Origin of the sequence: Kineosporia babensis, assembly GCF_021129305.1 — a bacterium.
GTDB classification, from domain to species: Bacteria; Actinomycetota; Actinomycetes; order Actinomycetales; family Kineosporiaceae; genus Kineosporia; species Kineosporia babensis.
This window is the reverse complement of the sequence record NZ_JAJOMB010000012.1, coordinates 232499-252986: the sequence shown is the minus strand read 5'-3', so window position 1 is coordinate 252986 and position 20488 is coordinate 232499. Positions and strand designations below refer to the sequence as shown.

Annotated in this window: 21 protein-coding genes; 11 read left to right on the top strand and 10 right to left on the bottom strand. The window is 70.4% G+C overall.

Going from position 1 to position 20488, the window contains the following annotated elements; genetic code table 11:
* The first annotated feature begins 73 nt into the window (after window positions 1-73).
* Both LR394_RS22595 and sodN read left to right on the top strand, forming a co-directional pair.
* Complete coding sequence (locus tag LR394_RS22595; protein ID WP_231445149.1) at window positions 74-436, top strand: S24 family peptidase; 363 nt, start codon at window positions 74-76, stop codon at window positions 434-436.
* Window positions 437-492: 56 nt separating this feature from the next.
* Entirely contained in the window at window positions 493-900 is a 408-nt protein-coding gene (gene sodN, locus LR394_RS22590) for a superoxide dismutase, Ni (protein ID WP_231445147.1), read from the top strand.
* A gap of 360 nt (window positions 901-1260) precedes the next feature.
* On the opposite strand, the gene LR394_RS22585 is transcribed toward sodN, so the two are convergent.
* Window positions 1261-2349, bottom strand: a complete 1089-nt coding sequence (locus LR394_RS22585; RefSeq protein WP_231445144.1) for a type IV pilus twitching motility protein PilT — start codon at window positions 2347-2349, stop codon at window positions 1261-1263.
* A gap of 123 nt (window positions 2350-2472) precedes the next feature.
* Here LR394_RS22585 and LR394_RS43700 point away from each other — a divergent pair, with 123 nt between their 5' ends.
* Window positions 2473-2547 (top strand): 50S ribosomal protein bL37, encoded by a 75-nt coding sequence (locus LR394_RS43700; protein WP_370449906.1) that lies wholly within the window; start codon window positions 2473-2475, stop codon window positions 2545-2547.
* 86 nt (window positions 2548-2633) lie between these two features.
* Here LR394_RS43700 and rsrA read toward each other — a convergent pair whose 3' ends face one another.
* The 4 genes from rsrA to LR394_RS22565 form a co-directional block, all read right to left on the bottom strand.
* Window positions 2634-2891 carry a mycothiol system anti-sigma-R factor gene (gene rsrA, locus LR394_RS22580; protein ID WP_231445142.1) on the bottom strand — a complete coding sequence of 86 codons (258 nt, stop codon included), beginning with the start codon at window positions 2889-2891 and terminating at the stop codon, window positions 2634-2636.
* Window positions 2888-3640 carry a sigma-70 family RNA polymerase sigma factor gene (locus tag LR394_RS22575; RefSeq protein ID WP_407937100.1) on the bottom strand — a complete coding sequence of 251 codons (753 nt, stop codon included), beginning with the start codon at window positions 3638-3640 and terminating at the stop codon, window positions 2888-2890. Before LR394_RS22575 ends, rsrA begins: the two co-directional genes overlap by 4 nt.
* Before the next feature lie 106 nt (window positions 3641-3746).
* Window positions 3747-4388: an alpha/beta hydrolase family protein gene (locus tag LR394_RS22570; protein ID WP_231445138.1), complete on the bottom strand. Its 642-nt coding sequence runs from the start codon at window positions 4386-4388 to the stop codon at window positions 3747-3749.
* A 25-nt stretch (window positions 4389-4413) separates the two neighbouring features.
* Window positions 4414-5289 (bottom strand): SOS response-associated peptidase, encoded by an 876-nt coding sequence (locus tag LR394_RS22565; RefSeq protein WP_231445136.1) that lies wholly within the window; start codon window positions 5287-5289, stop codon window positions 4414-4416.
* Window positions 5290-5395: 106 nt separating this feature from the next.
* Between LR394_RS22565 and LR394_RS22560 the strand changes: the two genes are divergently transcribed.
* The 3 genes from LR394_RS22560 (at window position 5396) to rsgA (ending at window position 8568) form a co-directional block, all read left to right on the top strand.
* The gene (locus LR394_RS22560) at window positions 5396-6079 is read left to right on the top strand and encodes a DoxX family membrane protein (RefSeq protein ID WP_231445134.1); all 684 of its coding nucleotides are present in this window, start codon (window positions 5396-5398) and stop codon (window positions 6077-6079) included.
* A 100-nt stretch (window positions 6080-6179) separates the two neighbouring features.
* Window positions 6180-7511 carry a 3-phosphoshikimate 1-carboxyvinyltransferase gene (aroA, locus tag LR394_RS22555; RefSeq protein ID WP_231445132.1) on the top strand — a complete coding sequence of 444 codons (1332 nt, stop codon included), beginning with the start codon at window positions 6180-6182 and terminating at the stop codon, window positions 7509-7511.
* A 16-nt stretch (window positions 7512-7527) separates the two neighbouring features.
* Window positions 7528-8568, top strand: a complete 1041-nt coding sequence (gene rsgA / locus LR394_RS22550; RefSeq protein ID WP_231445130.1) for a ribosome small subunit-dependent GTPase A — start codon at window positions 7528-7530, stop codon at window positions 8566-8568.
* 1 nt (window position 8569) lies between these two features.
* Here rsgA and LR394_RS22545 read toward each other — a convergent pair whose 3' ends face one another.
* Window positions 8570-9052, bottom strand: coding sequence for a DUF2231 domain-containing protein (locus LR394_RS22545; protein WP_231445128.1), 483 nt, complete (start codon window positions 9050-9052; stop codon window positions 8570-8572).
* A gap of 162 nt (window positions 9053-9214) precedes the next feature.
* Between LR394_RS22545 and hisN the strand changes: the two genes are divergently transcribed.
* Complete coding sequence (hisN, locus tag LR394_RS22540; protein WP_231445125.1) at window positions 9215-9997, top strand: histidinol-phosphatase; 783 nt, start codon at window positions 9215-9217, stop codon at window positions 9995-9997.
* 775 nt (window positions 9998-10772) lie between these two features.
* On the top strand, window positions 10773-11234 hold the full coding sequence (locus LR394_RS22535) for an RrF2 family transcriptional regulator (protein ID WP_231445123.1): 462 nt from the start codon (window positions 10773-10775) through the stop codon (window positions 11232-11234).
* 42 nt (window positions 11235-11276) lie between these two features.
* On the opposite strand, the gene LR394_RS22530 is transcribed toward LR394_RS22535, so the two are convergent.
* Together LR394_RS22530 and LR394_RS22525 are read right to left on the bottom strand one after the other, a co-directional pair.
* On the bottom strand, window positions 11277-12029 hold the full coding sequence (locus tag LR394_RS22530) for a TetR family transcriptional regulator (protein ID WP_231445121.1): 753 nt from the start codon (window positions 12027-12029) through the stop codon (window positions 11277-11279).
* A gap of 48 nt (window positions 12030-12077) precedes the next feature.
* Window positions 12078-12386: a hypothetical protein gene (locus LR394_RS22525; RefSeq protein WP_231445119.1), complete on the bottom strand. Its 309-nt coding sequence runs from the start codon at window positions 12384-12386 to the stop codon at window positions 12078-12080.
* Window positions 12387-12582: 196 nt separating this feature from the next.
* On the opposite strand from LR394_RS22525, the gene LR394_RS22520 reads away from it, so the two are divergent.
* From LR394_RS22520 to LR394_RS22510, 3 genes are all read left to right on the top strand, one after another.
* Window positions 12583-13716, top strand: coding sequence for a methyl-accepting chemotaxis protein (locus tag LR394_RS22520; protein WP_231445116.1), 1134 nt, complete (start codon window positions 12583-12585; stop codon window positions 13714-13716).
* Window positions 13717-13813: 97 nt separating this feature from the next.
* Entirely contained in the window at window positions 13814-15334 is a 1521-nt protein-coding gene (locus tag LR394_RS22515) for a 3' terminal RNA ribose 2'-O-methyltransferase Hen1 (protein WP_231445114.1), read from the top strand.
* The gene (locus LR394_RS22510) at window positions 15331-17898 is read left to right on the top strand and encodes a polynucleotide kinase-phosphatase (protein ID WP_231445112.1); all 2568 of its coding nucleotides are present in this window, start codon (window positions 15331-15333) and stop codon (window positions 17896-17898) included. The genes LR394_RS22515 and LR394_RS22510 overlap by 4 nt, the downstream gene beginning before the upstream one ends.
* Window positions 17899-17952: 54 nt before the next feature.
* On the opposite strand, the gene hisG is transcribed toward LR394_RS22510, so the two are convergent.
* Both hisG and hisS read right to left on the bottom strand, forming a co-directional pair.
* Complete coding sequence (hisG, locus tag LR394_RS22505) at window positions 17953-18966, bottom strand: ATP phosphoribosyltransferase (protein WP_231445110.1); 1014 nt, start codon at window positions 18964-18966, stop codon at window positions 17953-17955.
* Window positions 18963-20444, bottom strand: coding sequence for a histidine--tRNA ligase (gene hisS, locus LR394_RS22500; protein ID WP_231445107.1), 1482 nt, complete (start codon window positions 20442-20444; stop codon window positions 18963-18965). The genes hisG and hisS overlap by 4 nt, the downstream gene beginning before the upstream one ends.
* Window positions 20445-20488: the final 44 nt, after the last annotated feature.

The following is a 20488-nucleotide window of genomic DNA, read 5'->3' as shown; positions in this document are numbered from 1 at the left end:
TTTACGGATGTGGGGGGGGGGGGGGGGGGGGGGAGAGGGAGTGGGGGGTGAGGGGTGGGCGAGAGGGAGTGGGATGAGCGGAGACGGGTTCAGGCCGTTGTTGCCGGTGGGTCAGGTGCTGGTGCGCGGCCGGTCGATGGAGCCGCATCTGCGTGACGGCGATCGCCTGGTGGTGCGCTGGGACCGGGCGGCCGTACGGGCGGCACGCCCGGGCGCGGTGGCGGTTGTGCGGCTGCCCGGGGGTAGGCCGCTCTCGGTGAAGCGTCTGGCCTTCCGGGAGCAGGATGCCTGGTGGGTGGAGCGGGACAACCCGGCTGAGGGTGTGGATTCCTGGCAGGTGGGAGCGGTGCCCGACGCGGATGTGCTGGCCATCGCCCTGTTCCGGCTGTGGCCCGACCCGGGCAAGATCACGGCCCCGCGACGCGCACAGGGGTAGGGCCCGGAGTAGGTTACGAGTCCTAAGCCTCTAGCCTCGCGCAAAAAGGAGTACCCATGCTCTCGCGGTTCCTCAACGCCTTCACCGCGACCGAGGTCAGCGCCCACTGCGACCTTCCGTGCGGTGTCTACGACCCGGCCCAGGCCAAGATCGAGGCCCAGTCGGTCAAGGCCTGCATCGAGAAGTACCACGCCTCCGACGACGCGGTCTTCAAGGGCCGCGCGGTCTCGATCAAGGAGGAGCGCAGCGACCTGGTCAAGCACCACCTGTGGGTGCTGTGGACCGACTACTTCAAGCCGCCTCACTTCGAGAAGTACCCGCAGCTGCACGGCCTGTTCAACGAGGCCACCAAGCTGGCCGGGGCCGGCGGCACGAAGGGCAGCACCGACGTGGCCGTGGCCGACCAGCTGCTGGCCAAGATCGACGAGATCGCCGAGATCTTCTGGGAGACCAAGAAGGCCTGATCTCCGGTTCTGACGCACGAAGCCCGGCCGGTCCACCTGTGGATCGGCCGGGCTTCGTCGTCCCTGGCCACAGGGCCCGGAGCAAGCAGTGACCCACGCCACAGTGTCTACGAGTCGCGCTTTAAATGTAACAACTTGATAATGGACCAATCGGGCGTCGCGAGGGCAGTCACGACGCCCCAGCTCCCTGGTCACGACGACGAGACCGGGTGAGCCCGTAGGAGGTGGAGGGCGGAACGGGACCCCGCCGTCCACCTCCTACGGACCCCTCGCCGCGAGAAAGCCGCAGTCGGCCGCGATCGGTGCGCACAACGTCCAAAAGCTTTTAAGAGCAACGGACGATGTGGTCGCCGGCCGCTCTCAGGCCACCAGACCCAGCCGCCGCAACTCGACCGTGAGGTCGTGCGGGTTGCTGGCCACCGCCATCCCGTCGTGCAGGCTGACCACCCCGTCGCGGATCAGCTCGACCAGGTGCATGTCGAAGGACTGCATCCCGTAGAAGCCGCCCTCCTTGATCAGCTCGCCGATCGTGGCGGTCTTGTCCGGGTCGGCGATCGCATCGGCGATCCGACCGGTGTTCACGCAGACCTCCATCGCCAGAGCCCGCCCCGAGCCGTCGGCGCGCGGCACCAGCCGCTGGCAGACGATCCCCTTCAGCGCCCCGGCCAGCGACAGCCGGATCTGCTTCTGCTCGTGCGGCGGGAAGAAGTCGATGATCCGGGTGATCGTCTCCTTGGCGTCCTGGGTGTGCAGCGTGGACATCACGAAGTGCCCGGTCTCGGCCGCCGCCAGGGCCGAGTGCACGGTCTCCTGGTCACGCATCTCGCCGATCAGGATCACGTCCGGGTCCTGGCGCATCGCCGCCCGCAGGGCCACCCCGAAGTTCTCGGTGTCCACCCGGACCTCGCGCTGGTTGATCATCGCCAGCTTGTCCTCGTGCAGCACCTCGATCGGGTCCTCCACGGTGACCAGGTGGACTTCACGCTCGGAGTTGATCTTGTCCACCATGCCGGCCAGCGTGGTGGTCTTACCCGAGCCGGTGGGGCCGGTGACCAGCACCAGCCCACGCGGTTCCAGGGCCAGACGGCCGATCACGTCGGGCACGCCAAGCTTGTCCAGCGGGATCGCCCCGACGTTGACCCGCCGGAACACCAGCCCGACCGAGCCGCGCTGGCGGAACGCGTTGACCCGGTAGCGCCCGACCCCGCTCAGCGAGTAGGCGAAGTCGGCCTCGTTGGTCGCCTCGAACTGGGCCCGCAGATCGTCGCGCAGCACCTCGGCCACCATCGCCTCGGTGTCGGCGGGACGCAGCGCGGGCACGTCCAGCCGGCGCAGCTTGCCGTCGATCCGGATCCGCGGCGGGGAGCCGACCTTGCAGTGCAGGTCCGAACCGAACAACTCGGACAGCGCCCTCAGGAAGGGCACCACGGACGCAGGGGGCTGGCTCACGTCGGTTTCCATCGGCGTGCGTGAGCAAATCTTGAGGAACCTGAACGGGGGACGCCCGGCACCAGTCCGGAGCACCAGCCCCGATCTGTCAAGATAGTGGGAGTCGAAGACAAGGAGAATGCCATGAGCAAGCGCGGTCGCAAGCGCCGCTCGCGCAAGGGCAGCGCGGCCAACCACGGTCGCCGTCCCAACGCCTGAGCCTGCGCGTCAGCAGACGTCAGCACCAGCGAAAAAGGCGCTGCCCCCAGCGGGAGCAGCGCCTTTCTTCGTGTCCGGGACCAGAGCTAGTTGTTCAGCTCGATCTGGACCTCGGTGATCTTGATCATGATGCGCTCACGCAGGTCCGCCGGGGCGGTCTCCTTGCAGCAGCGCCGCACCAGGGCCTTCAGCGCCACGTCCAGGTCGTACTGCTGCAGGCAGGGCGAGCAGTCGTCCAGGTGGTGGCGGATCTCGTCGAGCTCGGCCTCACCGAGCTCTCCGTCCAGGTACTCGTAGACCTGGGCCAGCACCTTCGAGCAGTCGGGTTCTCCGCAGACGCTCATGCCGCACCACCCTGGGATCGCGTGGCCACGATGCCACGTTCGGCAGCGTACTCCTCGAGCAGGTCGCGCAGCTGCCGCCGGCCGCGGTGCAGCCGGGACATCACGGTGCCGATCGGGGTACCCATGATCTCGGCGATCTCGCGGTAGGCGAAGCCCTCGACATCGGCCAGGTAGACCGCGATCCGGAACTCCTCGGGGATCCGCTGCAGCGCTTCCTTCACGTCCGAGTCGGGCAGCCGGTCCAGCGCCTCGGCCTCGGCCGAGCGCAGCCCGGTCGAGGTGTGCGAGCCGGCCCGGGCGATCTGCCAGTCCTCGATCTCGTCGGTCTGCGCCTGCTGGGGCTCGCGCTGCTTCTTGCGGTACGTGTTGATGTACGCATTGGTCAGGATCCGGTACAGCCAGGCCTTCAGGTTGGTCCCGGGCTGGTACTGGTGGAAGGACGCGAAGGCCTTGGTGAACGTCTCCTGGACGAGGTCCTCGGCATCCGCCGGGTTACGCGTCATCCGCAGGGCCGCAGAGTAGAGCTGGTCCAGGTACTGCAGGGCATCCCGCTCGAAGCGGGCGGACCGCTCCTGTGGATTCTCGGTCGCCGGTGCGCGACCCGCTTGGGTATCCATCACCGACGAGCCTAGCTGCACCGGAGCGGCTTTACCCTCCCAGGTTCGGCCTGTGGACTGACCGGACGACCGATCTGCCCCGGTCGGCCGTTCCTCGACCGTCGTCACGAGTAGCAACGGCGTACTCCTCACTCTTCGCGAACGCCTTGGCGGCAGGCCGGTCGTCGGGGTCCGACACGCCCGGGCACGTGGGTCGCTGACCGCCTGCACAGAGAGCACAACAGCCGATGCTGCAAGGTCATTCCGGGGCTGAGACCCAGTTGGTCAGGCGGGCCGCCACGGCGGCCGCGACCGGGCCGTACTTCTTCAGCGAGTGATCGCCCTCGACCCGGGCCACCTCGACACCGGGCAGGTTCTCGGCCTCCACCTCGGCCCATCCGCCGAACGGGTCCTTCTCGCCCTGCACCACCAGCACCTCGATGCCGTGCTGGTGCGGCATCGCCAGTTCGAAGGCCCGGGACTTCTCCGGCTTGCCGGGCGGATGCAGCGGAAAGGCCAGGCAGCAGACCGCCCGGGCGCCCAGCTCGGCCGCAGTACGGCAGGCCACCCGAGCACCCGCGCTACGGCCGCCGACCACCAGGGGCACGTCCAGCGCGGGAAGCCCTTCGAACACCGCATGCCAGCCGATGTCCAGCTTGGGCGGCGGTGCGGCCACCTTCTTGCCGGCCACCCGCCACGGCTGTTCCACCAGGACGGCCTGCCAGCCGGCCGCGACGGCAGCCTTCTGCACCGCGACCAGATCGGCCGCGCCGATCCCACCCCCGGCGCCATGACCGAGCACGATCCGGCCGACGGGCTCCTCGGGCGTGAACAGGTGAGCGCGAGCCGGCCCCAGCGGAGTCTCGATCTCCAACACCGGACTTGCGACGTCCACTGGCATCAATCGTCCTTTGCTCGAAGGCCTTTCAGAACAGCGCTTCGCTCTCGGGGCCGCCGATCAGCTCACCGGTGGCCGGGTCGACCACCCCGATCAGGCTGTCCATCGGGGCGGGCTCGAGGAGCTCGGGACCATCGTTGCGGACCGAGTTCACCCGGTGGGTGACCGGCAGCGCGGCGAACCGTCCGGCCGGCAGGTCAACGGTCAGATCATGGACGCTCGCGGCGTCCTGGTTGGTCGGGTCCAGCCAGTCGGCCCAGCGGTCCGCGGGCAGTACCAGCGGCATCCGGTCGTGAACGGTGTCCAGGCCGGGCTCGGCGGCGGTGGTGATCACCGCGAAGCTGACCAGCCAGGCGGCCGGGTCCTCGGGGTCCTGCTCCGGGTCGCGCCAGAACTCGTAGACCCCGCCCAGGGCCAGCTTCTGCCCGTCGGCCAGATGGAGGAAGAACGGCTGCTTACGGGGCTTGCCCTTGGCGTCCTTGGCCGTGGGGCTGACCTGCCACTCGTACCAGCCGTCGGCCGGGACCAGGCAGCGGCGGCTCAGCGCGGCCTTCTTGAACGCGCCCTTCTCCAGCAGCGTCTCCAGCCGGGCGTTGATCATCCGGGCCCCGCCCGAGGCGTTCTTGCTCCACGAGGGCACCAGGCCCCAGCGCAGCGAACGCAACTGCCGCACCGGCCGCTTCTCCGGCTCGCCCTTCAGCGCCGCCGTGACCAAGGCGTCGGGGTCGTCCGAGGACTGCGGCTCAGGTACCGCCAGCCGCTGCACCACGACCGGCACGGTGTCGGTGGGCGCGACGTTGTACATCGGCGGCCCGGCGCTCTGGTCGGTGGTCCGGTCTTCCTCCACCTCGAACTCGACGACGAGTTCCTCGTGGCTTCGGCTGGAGGCATAGCGTCCGCACATGGCTATCAGCGTAGGTCGTGTCTCGAAGCTGTGAGGCAGCGCCGATTTCCGCGGATGTCCGGCCTGTCCGTTCGCGCCGGGAGTCGATCAGGAGTAGCAAAGGACCATGACCATCGTCCGCCGTGTCGCCCGCCCGCTGCTCGCCGCCCCACTGATCCAGTCCGGGGTCGAGGCCGCCCGTCATCCGGGCGCGCACGCCGAGGCCGCGCGCCCCGTGCTCAACCAGGTCTCCGGACCGCTGCGCCTGCCCAACGACCCGGTGATGGTGGTGCGGGCCGCCGGGGCGGTCACCGCGGTCGCGGGCTCCCTGCTGGCCCTCGGCCGGCTGCCCCGCCTGTCCTCCCTGGCGATCGTGGCCACCGCACCCGTGGTGCAGCCGGTGGAACCGTTCTGGAAGGAGAAGGACCCGGCGCTGCGCCGCGAGAAGCAGGCCACCTTCGTCAAGACCCTGGGCCTGATCGGCGGCGCCCTGCTGGCCACGGTGGACACCGAGGGCAAGCCCAGCGTGGCCTACCGCGGCCGGAAGCCGCGCAAGGCCGCCGCGGCCGCGATCCACGACGCCCGGGAGGACGCCGCCGAGTCGGTGGAGCAGGCCCGGCTCTCCGGTCGCAAGGCCACCAAGCAGGCCAAGAAGTCGGCCAAGCAGTTCCGCAAGGACGCCCAGCAGGCCGCGCGTCAGGCCGCTCACGACGCCGGTGACAGCAGCCGCCGGGCCCAGCGCAAGGCCGGCAAGCTGGCCGCCAAGCAGGCGGCCAGGGCACACAAGGCCGCCCGCCGGGCCGGGCTGTAGAAGATGGGGCTGCCCGCCTCAGGTGCGGGCAGATACCCTCATCGCTCGATAACCCGTGCAAGTGGCGGACAGCGATGACGGAAGCGGCGCGAGCGAATTCATGAGTACCCCGGTGAGCGACGAGGCGACGGCACCCTGGCCGGCCCCGACGGTGAACGGCCCGATCTCGGCGACGGTGTCGCTGCCCGGCTCCAAGTCCCTCACCAACCGGTATCTGGTGCTCGCCGCGCTGGCCGACGAGCCGTCCCGGCTGCGCGCGCCGCTGCGTTCGCGCGACACGCTGCTGATGGCCTCGGCGGTCCGCAGCCTGGGCACGGTGCTGGACGACGCGACCGCCACCGGGGCGTTCGGCGCCGACTGGCTGATCACCCCCGGTGAGCTGCGCGGGCCGGCCTCGATCGACGTCGGCCTGGCCGGCACCGTGATGCGTTTCGTGCCGCCGATCGCGGCCCTGGCCAACGGGGACATCGCCTTCGACGGCGACCCGCACGCCCGGGTCCGGCCGATGGGCCCGATCATCGAGGCGCTGCGCGGGCTGGGGATCACGGTCGACGACAACGGCGGCGGCCGGCTGCCCTTCACCGTGCGCGGTACCGGCTCGGTGCGCGGCGGCACGCTGGAGATCGACGCCTCCGCCTCCTCGCAGTTCGTCTCGGCGCTGCTGCTGGCCGGGGCCCGGTTCGAGGAGGGCCTGACCCTGCGCCACGTCGGTGGCCAGGTGCCCAGCGAGCCGCACGTGACGATGACGGTCGAGGCGCTGCGCGACGTCGGCGTGGTGATCGACGACTCCGAGCCGGACGTCTGGCGGGTCGAGCCCGGCCGGGTCGGCGGCCTGGACGTGATGGTCGAGCCGGACCTGTCCAACGCGGCGCCGTTCCTGGCCGCGGCGGTGCTGGCCGGCGGCCAGGTCACCGTGCCGGGCTGGCCGCAGTACACCACCCAGGCCGGGGACCACCTGCGCGACCTGCTCGACCAGATGGGCGCCGACGTCAGCCTGGACCGTGACGGCCTGACCGTGCGCAGCACCGGCGAGCTCTACGGCCTGGACGCCGACCTGCGCGCGGCCGGTGAGCTCACCCCCACCATCGCCGCCCTCGCCGCCCTCGCCGAGACCCCTTCCCACCTGCGCGGGATCGCCCACCTGAGGGGCCACGAGACCGACCGGCTGGCGGCCCTGGCCACGGAGCTGAACCAGCTCGGCGGCAACGTCACCGAGACCGAGGACGGCCTGATCATCAAGCCGGCCAAGCTGCACGGCGGGGTGTTCCACAGCTACGCCGACCACCGGATGGCCACCGCCGGCGCGGTGATCGGCCTGAAGGTGGCCGGGGTGTCGGTGGAGAACATCGGCACCACCGCCAAGACCCTGCCGGAGTTCACCCAGCTGTGGGAACGGATGCTGACCGCCTCGGACGGCCCCGAACGGCGCTGAGGGCGGTGGTCCGCCAGTGAGCCGCCGTAGCCGCGGGCAGCAGGACGAGGAGAGCCGGATCCGGTTCCGGCCCAATCCCCGGGGCAACCGGCCGCGGACCAAGGACCGGCCCAGCCACGCCGACGCCGTGCTGGCCCAGGTGGTCACGGTCGATCGCGGCCGGTACGGCTGCCTGCTGGGGGGTTTCGAGTCCTCCGGGGACGACCTGGTGATCACCGCGATGAAGGCCCGGGAGCTCGGCGGCAAGACCTCGGTGATCGTCGGTGACCGGGTCGGGCTGGTCGGCGACGTCTCCGGCGCCGAGGGGTCGCTGGCCCGGATCGTCCGGGTCGAGCCGCGGACCTCGGTGCTGCGCCGCAGCGCGGACGACACCGACCGGATCGAGCGGACGATCGTGGCCAACGCCGACCAGCTGGCCGTGGTCACCGCGCTGGCCGATCCGGAGCCGCGGCCCCGGATGGTCGACCGCTGCCTGGTCGCCGCCTACGACGCCGGGCTGGACCCGCTGCTGGTGCTGACCAAGGCCGACCTGGCCGATCCGGCCGGGTTCACCTCGGGTTACGCGGCGCTGGAGGTGCCGTGGCTGGTCACCCAGCGCTCCCCCGATGGCATCGTCGGGCTGGACGCGGTGCGCGAACGGCTGGCCGGCCGGGTGACCGTGCTCGTGGGGCATTCCGGCGTGGGTAAGTCGACGCTGTTCAACGCGCTGGTGCCGGGGGCTTCGCGAGCCATCGGGCGGGTGAACGACGTGACCGGCCGAGGTCGGCACACCTCTACCTCGGCGGTGGCGCTACGGCTGCCCGACGGTGGCTGGGTGGTGGACACCCCGGGGGTGCGTTCGTTCGGGCTCGGGCACGTGGACCCGTCGCGGTTGCTGCATGCCTTCCCAGAGTTGGAAGCCGGTACGGACGACTGCCCGCGCGGTTGCTCGCACGACGAGGCCGAGTGTGGCTTGGACGCCTGGGTGGCCGAGGGGCACGCAGGCCCTTCCGGGGCGGCCCGGCTGGAGTCGCTGCGGCGATTGATGCGAGCGCGGCTCGGCGAGACCGACTACTGACTCACTGCTCGGTCGAGGCGATCTTGTCCTTCCAGACCGCCTCGGCCCCGCTGTCGCCGACCCGATAGGTCCACGCCGAGGCCGCCACGCCGACCGCCAGGGTCAGCACCACCGACGTCACCAGTTTGGGCGCCGAGGTGCGCGGCGCATCGTCCTTCGTACGCAGCAGCAGCCAGGCGATCAGCGAGGCCAGGAACTGCCCGAAGGCGAAGTAGATCAGCAGCGCGGCGATGTTGCCGTGGTCCTCGGCCACCGGCGCGAAGTCCGGGTTGCTGAGCCGGGTCTGCAACTGCTCGCCCGACTGCATGGCGGCAAAGGTGGCCAGCGCGGCCAGCAGATTGCCGAGCACGGCCCAGGGCAGTTCGCGGCGCCAGCGGGGCCGGATCACGAAGGCCACCGTGACCACCGCCATCAACGGCAGCAGCACGACGACGGCGTGGACGACGAGCGCGTGGACCGGCATACCGTTGAAGAGATCGAACATGGCGGGAAGCTTAAACCCTCAAGTAAGTAAGTGCGATCTTTAGCCATTAACCCTTTCGTCCTAGTACTCACAGGAATTCCAAAGACATTTCCCAGTTGCCCGGATTTCCCTTCCGCACCGGCGTGACCTGCGCGTGACCAGCGGCCTGTACCGTCCCCAGCTGTGGCCTACGACGATGATCTCCGCCTCGCCCACGTGATCGCGGACCAGGTGGACGCGGTGACGTACGACCGTTTCCTGGCGAGCGACCTGAAGGTGGAGACCAAACCCGACCTGACTCCGGTGAGCGATGCCGACCGGGCCGCCGAGGAACTGATCCGCAGCCAGCTCAAGCGCACCCGCCCGCGCGACTCGGTGCTGGGCGAGGAGTTCGGCACCACCGGCAGCGCGAGCCGGCAGTGGGTGATCGACCCGATCGACGGCACCAAGAACTTCGTGCGGGGGGTGCCGGTCTGGGCCACCCTGATCGCCCTGGTCGACAACGGCGTGCCGGTGGTCGGCGTGGTCTCCGCCCCGGCGCTGAGCCGGCGCTGGTGGGCCGCCCAGGGCACCGGCGCCTGGACCGGGCGCAGCCTGGCCAAGGCCCGGCGCATCCAGGTCTCCGGGGTGGCCGAGCTGGAGGACGCCTCGCTGTCCTACGCCTCGCTGGGCGGCTGGGAGGACCGGGGCCTGGGCCCGAACTTCCAGGAACTGATGCGCACGGTGTGGCGTACCCGGGCCTACGGCGACTTCTGGTCGTACATGCTGCTGGCCGAGGGCGCGGTGGACGTGGCCTGCGAGCCCGAGCTGGCGTTGTACGACATGGCCGCGCTGGTGCCGATCGTGCTCGAGGCCGGCGGGGTGTTCACCTCGCTGGAGGGCAAGGACGGCCCGTTCGGCGGCTCGGCGGTGGCCACCAACGGCCTCCTCCACGCCGACACCCTGGGGATCCTGACCAACCCCTGAAGGATTTTCGGGGCCAGCAGGGTGGCGTACAGGTCGAACCAGCCGTAGCCGCCGGCCGCCCCGGAGGGCGGATTTCCCTGGCTGATCACGCCCAGCACCGGGTCGGTCTCGCGCCACACCCAGGTGTTCAGCTCGGTGCCGAGCAGCTCCAGGTAGGTCACCACGATGAAGGCGCCGACGTAGAGCAGCCGGGCCCGGCCCCAGATCAGGAAGCCGAGCAGGCACAGGTACCAGAAGGCACCCAGCACGTCCTGGCGCTCGGCGATGAACAGGCCATGCACCGCCCAGCCGCCGCCCGCCAGCACGGTGAAGGCCACGAAGAAGCGTGGGTGGGCCCGGACGACGCGGCTGCGGCCCAGGGCCAGCGCGGCCAGGTAGACCATGCCGTGGCCCGGAGGAACGAACAGCGGCACGGTGCCGATCCGGTAGACGTAGGCCTCCAGCAGCGGCGAGAACGTGTACTCGATGATCGAGGCGAAGACCACCACCAGCAGGGTCTGCACCCGCACCAGGACACTTTCGCGGCTGAGCAGGTAGGCCAGCATCGCCCAGGTCGAGACGCCGAGGACCAGCTGCCGGGCCAGCTCGTTGCCGCCCACCGACGACAACGGCAGCGCATCCACCGCCAGGAAGAAACCGATCCAGACGGCGACCGCCCCGGCGAGAACCAGTTCGGGGTCGATCCGCTGCCGGGCCGCGCGCAAGAGCATGCGCTCAGGTTCGCAGACCGGCCGAGCGGCCCGAAGCCCGGTTGCTGACCGGGCACAATGGCACGGTGCGCATCTCCGCGAAGACCGACTACGCCGTCCGGGCGGCCCTCGAGCTGGCTGCTGCCCCGGAGGGCGTGTGGATCAAGACCGAGACGGTGGCCGAGCGGCAGAGCATTCCGCTGCCCTTCCTGCTCAACATTCTGGCCGAGCTGCGCACGGCCGGTCTGGTGCAGAGCCGGCGGGGGGCCGAGGGCGGCTACCGGCTGGCCCAGCCCGCGTCCGAGATCCGGGTGGCCGACGTGATCCGGGTGATCGACGGGCCGCTGGCCAACATCGCCGGGGAACGACCGGAGGACGTGGCCTACTCCGGTGCCGCGGTGGCGTTGCGGGACGTCTGGGTGGCACTGCGTGCCAAGATGCGGGTCGTGCTGGAGGGCGCCACGCTCGCCGACGTCAGCAACGGCACCCTGTCCCCCGAGGTCACCGCCCTCCTGGCGGACCAGGACGTCTGGCGCGCCCGGATCTGACTACCTAGGGACGTTGTGGTCCCCGTAGTTCGACAAGGTGAGCTACCGCTCTCGCAGAGATCGAGAGATCTGGGCGACCACCTCGTCCATCGGCTCTCCGGAACGGAAGACCGCCACCACGACGCCATCCGCACCCGCGTCGCGAAGGGGCGCAGACGCGTCCTTAGTTGGGTTCTGATTCTCCCCGAAGACCCCCTGCACCCACGCGCAGGAGGCGTCCAAGTCCGCCAGGGGGTCGTAATCTCCCCCGGCGCGCAACCACTCCCGTAGAACCGCGTTGTGCGCCGCCACCACCGCGGCGGCCACCACGTCGGCCCGCAGCACCGCCTGGGCGTCGGGCAGCGTCCCCGTCAGCCGACCACGTACGTACCGGCTGAACGTCCTCTCGTAGCGCTGCACGCTGGCCAACTCACGGTCGCGCAGCGCGGGGACGCTGCGCGAGAGCTGGTAGCGCTGCACCGAGACCTTGGGATCGTCCAGGTAGCTCAGCAGCACGAGTTTCACCGCCCCGCAGATCGCCTCGATCGGGTCGAGCGCGGTCTGCGCGATCAGGTGCTGGTTCACCATGGTCAGCAGGGAGTCGTGATCAGGGAAGATCACGTCGTCCTTGGACCGGAAGTAGCGGAAGAACGTGCGCCGGGCGATCCCGGCCCGCTCGGCGATCGCGTCTACCGTGGTGCCGTCGTAACCGCGGGCGGCGAACAGCTCGAACGCCGCCGCGGCGATCCGGCGGCCGGTGTCCGGATGGGCGCCCGGGGCGGCCTGTTCACCCGGGACGAGCGGAACCCGTGACATGTCTGTGACCATACCCGCCCGATCCGGACCGTGGTGCCGGTGAAACGATCAGGCGGTTCGCCGCAGGGCCGGATCGAGCCGGCGCCGGGAGGCCTCCGGCAGGCTGGCCTCGACGCAGGCCGGGCAGGCTTCGGCCCGGGTCGCCGAGAAGGAACGGTCCCAGAAGACCGTCCACCCGGAAGTCCATTCCCCGCAGAGGGTTTTGCGGGAACCGGCGGTCCAGGCGTGCTGCACCCCGTAGGGCACCCAGCCGAAGGGCGGCTCGCCCGACTGATCGCGCACCTTGTGGGTGGCGGTGACGTAGAGCTGCGTGGACTCGCCCTGGGAAGCGAGGGTGGGGATCAACGTGCTGGTCAAGGCCCGACTCCTCTCGTGCGCCAATGCACTCAGTGCCATCATTAAGGCACTGGATGCCGGGTGGGCGCAAGGGTTTCGGCCCGGCCGCAGTCATCGATCGCCGAGCGGCAAGGCCCGATCCTGGGAAGTTCCTCAAGATCGCCGAACGGTTTCCCGAAGCTCCGTTCAAGGAACGAGCAGAGCGGGGACTTGAGCAATGGGACTGATGACGGCCCGCCGGGCGCGCAGCACCGCGGGAACGGGGCTGGCGAGCGCCCTGGAGGACTCGGCCAGTCCCCTGCTGGCCGCCCTGGACAGCGTGCATGTCAACTGCTTCGTCGCCGACCTGGACCTGAAGCTGATCTGGGCGAACCGGCTGGCCGCGGTGACCCTGCAGGAGCTGGGCCCGAGGATCCAGAGCACCTTCGGGGTGAACCTGAGCGACCTGATCGGCGGCTCGATCCACCGCTTCCACCAGGACCCGCAGCGGATCGAGCAGATCCTCAACGATCCGGGGGCGCTGCCCCGCACCGCCGTGTTCTCGTTCGGCGGGGTCACCCTGCGGACCATGATCAACGCGGTCACCGACGCCGCCGGGGTACGCCTGGGTTACATCGTGGCCTGGGACAACGTGACCGACCGCAACGCCCGGGCGAACCACACCTTCGCCGAGAACGAGGAGGTGACCGAGCGGCTCGAGGAGGTCTCGCGCAGCCTGGCCGAGACCGCCGGCGACACCTCGCAGCAGGCCACCAACGCGGCCGGGGCCACCGAGCAGATGAACGCCGCGGTCCGGGAGATCGCCCGGGCCTCGGCCGAGGCCACCCAGCAGGTGCAGCAGACCGTCGAGGCGACCGCGCAGAACCTGCAGCAGCTGCGCCGGCTGCAGGCGATGAGCACCGAGATCGGCGGCATCCTGCGGATCATCGAGGCGGTGGCCGGGCAGACCAAGATGCTCGCGCTGAACGCCACCATCGAGGCGGCCCGGGCCGGGGAGGCCGGCAAGGGCTTCGCGGTGGTCGCCGACGAGGTCAAGCAGCTGGCCGAGACCACCACCGCGAGCATCAGCGACATCGAGAACAAGATCAAGGACATCCAGAGCGCCGCGGACGGCAGCGCCGAGGCCACCGCCGGGATCGACGGCCTGGTCGACCGGATCCGCGAGTCGCAGGAGACCATCGCCGCGGCGATCGAGCAGCAGTCGGCCACCACCTCCAGCATCGCCGGCACCATCTCGGTGATCGCCGAGCGGGCCCGGCACACCTCGGCCCAGGCCACCGAGGTGCAGCAGGCCGTCACCTCGGTGCAGAACCAGGCCCGGGTGCTGCGCGAGATCATCGACAACTCATGATCCTCGGCAAGCTCGACAACCCCGGCAGGTTCGGCAACCTCGACAACGCGGTGAAATTGCGTAGGCGCCGCCGCCCCGCGTTGACAGACTTGCCCCTGTGTTCCTGACCATCACCTCGACCAGCGAGGCCGCCGAGTCGCCCGCCACCGATCTGGGGTACCTGCTGCACAAGCATCCCGACCGGGCGCAGAAATTCGGCCTGCCGGTGGGCACCGCCCACGTCTTCTACCCCCGGGCCGACGAGACCACCTGCACGGCGGCGCTGCTGCTGGAGGTCGACCCGATCGCGCTCGTGCGAGGCCGGGGCCCCAAACCGGCCGAGGGCTTCTCGCTGGCCCAGTACGTGAACGACCGGCCGTACGCGGCTTCGTCGATGCTCGCGGTGGCGCTCGGCAAGGTGTTCCGCACGGCCGTCGCCGGCCGCTGCGACGCCCGCCCGGAGCTGCCCAGCAAGCCCCTGAACCTGCAGATCCACGTGCCCGCGCTGCCCTGCCGGGGTGGTGCGGACGTAGCCCGCCGGATGTTCGCCCCGCTGGGCTGGGACGTGCAGCTCACGCCCGTACCCCTGGATCCGGAGCTGGGGTGGGGCGACTCGCGCTACCTGGACGTGCGGCTGACCGGCCAGGTGCGGCTGCACGAGGCGCTGAGCCAGCTGTACGTGCTGCTGCCGGTGCTGGACGACGCCAAGCACTACTGGGTCAGCCCGGACGAGGTGGACAAGCTGATCCGGGCCGGTGAGGGCTGGCTGGCCGCGCATCCCGAGCGCACCCTGATCGTCGAGCGGTACCTGCGACACCGGCGGCGGCTGGTGGACGACGCGTCCGAACGGTTCGCCAGCCTGGAGGACGAGGCGCTGGCCGACGAGGACGGCGAACTGCCCGAGGACGTGGTCGAGCCGACGGACGAGGTGCCCGGCTCGGACATCACGGTCTCGGCCGGCGTCGCGGTCGCGGTCGGGGGCGAGGAGGGCCTGGGTGGCGCCGTCGCTCTGGAACCCGTTGTCTCACTCGCCGTTCGACGGCTCGGCGCAGTGGCCGAAACGCTGCGCGCCTCGGGGGCACAGAGCGTGGCCGACCTGGGCTGCGGGGAGGGCAAGCTGCTGAAGGAGCTGCTCGCCGACCCGCGCTACCAGCGGCTGCTCGGGGTTGACGTATCGCACCGGTCGCTCACCATCGCGGCCCGCCGGCTCCGGCTGGAACAGCTGCCCGAGCGCACCGCCGAACGCATCGAACTGCGCCAGTCCTCACTGGTCTACGCCGACCCGGAGCTGACCGGCTTCGACGCGGCGGTGCTGATGGAGGTGATCGAGCACCTGGACCTCTCGCGCCTGCCCGCGCTGGCCGCCAACGTGTTCGGCACCGCGCGGCCCGGCCAGGTACTGGTGACCACGCCGAACGTGGAGTACAACGCCCGCTACGGCCTGGCCGAGGGCGAGATCCGGCACGCGGACCATCGTTTCGAGTGGAACCGGGAACAGTTTCAGGAGTGGGCTACCGGAGTGGCGACGAAGTACGGGTACACGGTGCGGTTCAAGGCGATCGGTGACGAGGACCCGCAGGCCGGTCCGCCCACCCAGATGGCCGTCTTCGCGCTCGAGACGCCGGAGGTGGCCCGATGAGCGAGCATCAGCTGACCGTCCCGGACACCTGCCTGGTGGTCCTGGTCGGGGTCTCCGGCTCGGGCAAGTCCACCTTCGCGAGCCAGAAGTTCGGCCGGTACGAGGTGCTTTCCAGCGACTTCTGCCGCGGCCTGGTCTCCAACGACGAGAATTCGCAGGACGCCACCGCGGACGCGTTCGACGTGCTGCACCACATCGCGGGCAAGCGGCTCGCGGCCGGGCTGCTGACCGTGATCGACGCCACCAACGTGCAGAAGGACGCCCGGGCCGGCCTGCTGAAGCTGGCCCGCGACCACGACGTGCTGCCGGTGGCAATCGTCCTGGACATGCCCAAAGAGGTCTGCCTGGAACGCAACTCCAGGCGTAAGGACCGCGATTTCCCTGAGCGGGTGATCCACCGGCAGGCCGACCAGCTGCAGCGCTCGATCAAGGGCCTGCGCCGCGAGGGCTTCCGCCGGGTGCACGTGCTGGACTCGCCGGAGAAGGCCGCCGCCTCGCGGATCGTGCGCGAGCCGTTGCTGAACGACCTGCGCGAGCGCACCGGCCCGTTCGACGTGATCGGCGACGTACACGGCTGCCGTTCCGAACTGCAGACGCTGCTGGGCAAGCTCGGTTACGGCCTGATCCTGGATCCGGACGGCCGGGCCGTGGACGCGGTGCCCCCGGCCGGGCGGACCGCCGTGTTCGTCGGTGACCTGGTGGACCGGGGGCCGGACACGCCCGGGGTGCTGCGCCTGGTGATGGGCATGATCGAGAACGGGCATGCGCTGTGTGTCAGCGGTAACCACGAGCACAAGCTGGTCCGGGCGCTCGGCGGCAAGAACGTGAAGCTGACCCACGGTCTGCAGGAGACCATGGACCAGCTGGCCGGCGAGCCCGAGGAGTTCCGGGCCAAGGTGGCGGACTTCTGCGAAGGGCTGATCGCGCACTACGTGCTCGACGGTGGCAAACTGGTGGTCGCCCACGCCGGGCTGAAAGAGGCCTACCACGGCCGGGCTTCGGGTCGGGTGCGAAGTTTCGCGCTGTACGGCGACACCACCGGCGAGACCGACCAGTTCGGGCTGCCGGTGCGCTACCCGTGGGCGAACGACTACCGCGGCCAGGCGATGGTGCTGTACGGCCACACCCCCACGCTCACGCCGGAGTGGGTCAACAACACCATGTGCCTGGACACCGGGGCGGTGTTCGGCGGATCGCTCACCGCGCTGCGCTATCCGGAGAAGGAGATCGTCAGCGTGCCGGCCGAGAAGGTCTGGTACGAACCCTCGCGTCCGCTGGTCGCGGCGGCCCCGACCAAGACGGTGCACCGGGATCCCGACGTCCTGGCCCTGACCGATGTCGCCGGCAAGCGCTCGATCCAGACCCAGCACCACAACCGGATCACCGTGACCGCCGAGGCCGCAGCCGGGGCGCTCGAGGTGATGAGCCGCTTCGCCCTCGACCCGCGCTGGCTGCTCTACCTACCGCCGACCATGGCTCCGGCCCCGACCAGCGCGCTGCCGGGGGTGCTCGAGCACCCGGTCGAGGCGCTGGCCGCGTACGCCAAGGACGGTGTGCCCGAGGTGATCTGCGAAGAGAAGCACATGGGCTCGCGGGCCGTGCTGCTGGTCTGCCGGGACGCCACCGCGGCCTCGGTGCGCTTCGGTCTGCCGGACGGCCGGACCGGAGCCATTCACACCCGCACCGGCCGTTCGTTCCTGCGCTCGGACGCCGAGACCGAGGCCCTGCTGAGCCGGGTGCGCTCCGCCCTGGACAAGGCCAAGGTCTGGGACGAACTGGAAACCAACTGGCTGCTGCTCGACGCCGAGATCATGCCCTGGTCGCTGAAGGCCGGGGATCTGCTGCGGCAGCAGTACGCCGCGGTGGGCGCGGCCGCCCGCACCGCCCTGCCCCCGGCCCTGGAGGCGCTCACCGCTGCGGCGCAACGGGTTCCGGACCTGACCGATCTGGCTGCGCTGCGCGATCACACCGCGGCCCGGCTCTCGGCGGCATCCGCGTTCGAGGTGGCCTACCGGCGCTATGTGTGGCCGACCGATGGACTGGAGGGTGTGAAGATCGCGCCGTTCCAGGTCCTCGCGGCCGACGGCAAGACGTTCCACGACCGTCCGCACACCTGGCACCTGGCGCTGGCCGATCGCCTGGTCGAGGCCGACGACCTGTTCGTGCCGACCCGCCGTCTGGTGCTGGACCCGGCCTCCGAGAAGGACGTTGCGGCCGCGGTGACCTGGTGGGAAGAGCTGACCGGGGCCGGCGGTGAGGGCATGGTGGTCAAGCCGCTGGCCAACCTGACCAAGGGCAAGCGCGGGCTGGTGCAGCCCGGGCTGAAGGTGCGCGGAGCCGAATACCTGCGCATCATCTACGGCCCGGACTACCTGCTGGAGGAGAACCTGCACCGGCTCAAGTCCCGGGCGGTGGGCCGGAAGCGGGCCGCGGCCCTGCGCGAATACGCGCTCGGGCTGGAGGCTCTGGAACGGGTGGCGGCGGGTGAGCCGCTGTGGCGGGTGCACGAAACCGTCTTCGCCGTGCTGGCTCTGGAGTCCGAGCCGGTCGACCCGCGCCTGTAGGTGATTTCAAAGAATGGGGGACGCCGGCGTCCCCCATTCTTTGAAAGGTTGCCTCTACGCGGTGGTCGCCGAGGGGGCCATCGGTCCCAAAGGCAGGCTGGCGCTGGCGTTGCGAGCCTCGGCCGCGGCCTTCGACGTGGCGTCGTACTCGTGGCTGTAGTAGATCGACATCGGCGAGACCCAGGCGTCGGTCGCACCAGCCGCGATCACCGCGGGCATGGCGTAGGGAACGGACGCCCGCGGCAGCGTGGCGGTGGCCGTGAAGCCCTGCCCCGGAGTGGCTTCCGAGGCCGCGACCACCCGGGCCTCCGGGCCCAGGATCTCCTCCAGCGGCAGCGGCTTGTCGGCCACCACCCGCAGCTCGACCACGTCGTTGGCCCGCAGCGCGCCCCGGATCAGGTGCGAGATCGCGTCCAGCTTGCCGCGCTTCCACTCGTCGTCGCGGTAGATCTTGCGGCTGACGAAGAACTGGTTGGTCGAGCTGAACACCTCGGCGATCTCGCGAAGGTGGTTGGCCCGCAGCGAGTTCCCGGTCTCGGTGCCCTCGATGATGGCGTCGGCGAAGTACTCCGCCTTGGCCTCGGTGGCGCCCCAGGAGAACTCCACGTGCGCGTCCACGCCCTGCCGGGCCAGCCACATCCGGGAGATCCGGGTCAGCTCGGTGGAGATCACGAACGGATCGCCGCTGAGCCGGCGGCGGTCGCACTCGGCCCGCAGGTCCTCCACGGTCTTGATCGGCGAGGACTGCGGCACCGCCAGCACCCAGCGGATCGGGCGCGAGGTCTGCCGGGAGAACGGCAGTTCGGCCTTCACCGCGATGTGCTCCAGCACCTCGGTCTCGACGATCCAGTCCCGGCCGGACAGCCCGGCGTCGAGCCGGCCCGACTTCACGTAGATCGGGATCTCCTGCGGCTTGAGCAGCACCGGCACGATCTCCGGGTCGTTCGAGCTCAGCCACAGGGTGCGCGAGCCGCCGGTGAACTGCAGGCCGACCCGCTCGAAGATGCCGAGGGTGGACTGCTGGAGGCTGCCCTTGGGGATGCCCAGGGTGATCTGCTTCTGGCTCATGATGCGTCGCTCTCCTGCGGGTTCAGCACTGAGGTCACGGTGGCTACGAGCTCGGCGCGGGGCACGGTGAACTGCCCGGCCGACTTGGCCGCGCGGTACTCGCTGTTGTCCGCGATCTGGGCCCGGGACTCGCTGCCGGCCTGCAGGTCCTTGATCGTGACGGTGCCCGCCTCGATCTCCTTGCCGCCGGCCATCACGGCGACCGCGAAGCCCTGGGCGTTGGCGTAGGCCAGCTGCTTGCCCACCTTGCCCACCGACTCGCCCACGTACAGCTCGGTGGCGATCCCGGCGGCCCGCAGCTCGGCCGCGATCCTCGTGGCCTCGGCCGGGTCGACCTTGGGCATCACCAGCACCACGGCATCGGCCGTGGTCCTGCGGGCGCCGTAGGAGATGCCCAGGTTGCTCAGCCCGGCCAGCAGCCGGTCGATGCCGATCGAGACACCCACGGCGGCCACCGGGTCGTCGCTGAACCGGCTGACCAGCCCGTCGTACCGGCCTCCGCCGCCGATCGAGCCCACTCCGGCCCCGACCAGCGTGGCCTCGTAGACCGTGCCGGTGTAGTACGCCAGACCGCGGGCCAGACCCGGGTCCAGCTTCACGCTGGCCTCACTGACCCCGAGCGCCTCCAGGTGGGCCAGGAACTCGCGCACCTCGGCCACCCCCGGATCACCTTCGGGCAGCAGGCCGGCCAGCTCGTCGAGCGTCTTGGCCCGGGTGTCCTGCTGCACCGCCACGAAGGCCAGCAGCCGATCGATCAGCTCCGGGGCCAGGCCCACCCCGCGGATCCGGTCGCCGGAGACATCGAAGCGCCCCTCGCCGAGCTCGGCCCGCAGCGCCTCGGCGGTGATCTTGTCGGACTTGTCGAGCACCCGCAGCACGTGCTTGGTGACCTCGCCGTCCTCGATCCCGAGGCCGGTCAGGAACGCGTCCACCAGCTTGCGGTTGTTCACCCGGATGACGTAGCCGCTGCCGGCGGTCAGCTCCAGCGCCTCGAACGCGGCGGAGGCCAGGGCCACGATCTCGGCGTCGGCGGCGACCGTGGAGGTGCCGGCGATGTCCGCGTCGAACTGGGTGAACTGGCGGAACCGGCCCTGCTCGGGCTGGGGGTCGTCGGCGCGGAAGACCGGGCCGATGTGGTAGCGCCGGAACGGCAGCTTGATCTGCTGCGGGTGGTACTGGGCGATGATCCGGGCGAACGGCACGGTGAGGTCGAAGCGCATCCCGAACTCGGTGGCTTCGCCTTCTGCGGTAACCGGTTTCGCCGCCTCGCGGACCACGAAGATCTGCTTGTCGGCCTCTTCGCCGCCGCTGCCGAGCAGGGTGGGCAGCGTCTCCAGGACCGGGGTGTCGAGCGGGACGAACCCGAAGGACTCATAGACCCGGGTGATGCGGGCCACTACCTCGCCGCGAAGCAGCATCTCTTCGGGGAGCAGGTCGCGGAACCCTCGCAGGGTCTGCGGTCGGACCAGGCCGGTCATCGCTGGATTGCCTTCCTCGTGCGCTGAAATGAACGCCCGGCGCA

Excerpts from the sequence above, each read along its gene's own strand:
- LR394_RS22565 (WP_231445136.1), bottom strand. The coding sequence starts at position 5,289 with ATGTGCGGACGCTATGCCTCCAGCCGAAGCCACGAGGAACTCGTCGTC.
- LR394_RS22595 (WP_231445149.1), top strand. The coding sequence starts at position 74 with ATGAGCGGAGACGGGTTCAGGCCGTTGTTGCCGGTGGGTCAGGTGCTG.
- LR394_RS22530 (WP_231445121.1), bottom strand. The coding sequence starts at position 12,029 with ATGTCACGGGTTCCGCTCGTCCCGGGTGAACAGGCCGCCCCGGGCGCC.
- aroA (WP_231445132.1), top strand. The coding sequence starts at position 6,180 with ATGAGTACCCCGGTGAGCGACGAGGCGACGGCACCCTGGCCGGCCCCG.
- sodN (WP_231445147.1), top strand. The coding sequence starts at position 493 with ATGCTCTCGCGGTTCCTCAACGCCTTCACCGCGACCGAGGTCAGCGCC.
- hisG (WP_231445110.1), bottom strand. The coding sequence starts at position 18,966 with ATGAGCCAGAAGCAGATCACCCTGGGCATCCCCAAGGGCAGCCTCCAG.
- rsrA (WP_231445142.1), bottom strand. The coding sequence starts at position 2,891 with ATGAGCGTCTGCGGAGAACCCGACTGCTCGAAGGTGCTGGCCCAGGTC.
- LR394_RS22560 (WP_231445134.1), top strand. The coding sequence starts at position 5,396 with ATGACCATCGTCCGCCGTGTCGCCCGCCCGCTGCTCGCCGCCCCACTG.
- LR394_RS22545 (WP_231445128.1), bottom strand. The coding sequence starts at position 9,052 with ATGTTCGATCTCTTCAACGGTATGCCGGTCCACGCGCTCGTCGTCCAC.
- LR394_RS22570 (WP_231445138.1), bottom strand. The coding sequence starts at position 4,388 with ATGCCAGTGGACGTCGCAAGTCCGGTGTTGGAGATCGAGACTCCGCTG.
- LR394_RS22510 (WP_231445112.1), top strand. The coding sequence starts at position 15,331 with ATGAGCGAGCATCAGCTGACCGTCCCGGACACCTGCCTGGTGGTCCTG.
- LR394_RS22520 (WP_231445116.1), top strand. The coding sequence starts at position 12,583 with ATGGGACTGATGACGGCCCGCCGGGCGCGCAGCACCGCGGGAACGGGG.
- hisS (WP_231445107.1), bottom strand. The coding sequence starts at position 20,444 with ATGACCGGCCTGGTCCGACCGCAGACCCTGCGAGGGTTCCGCGACCTG.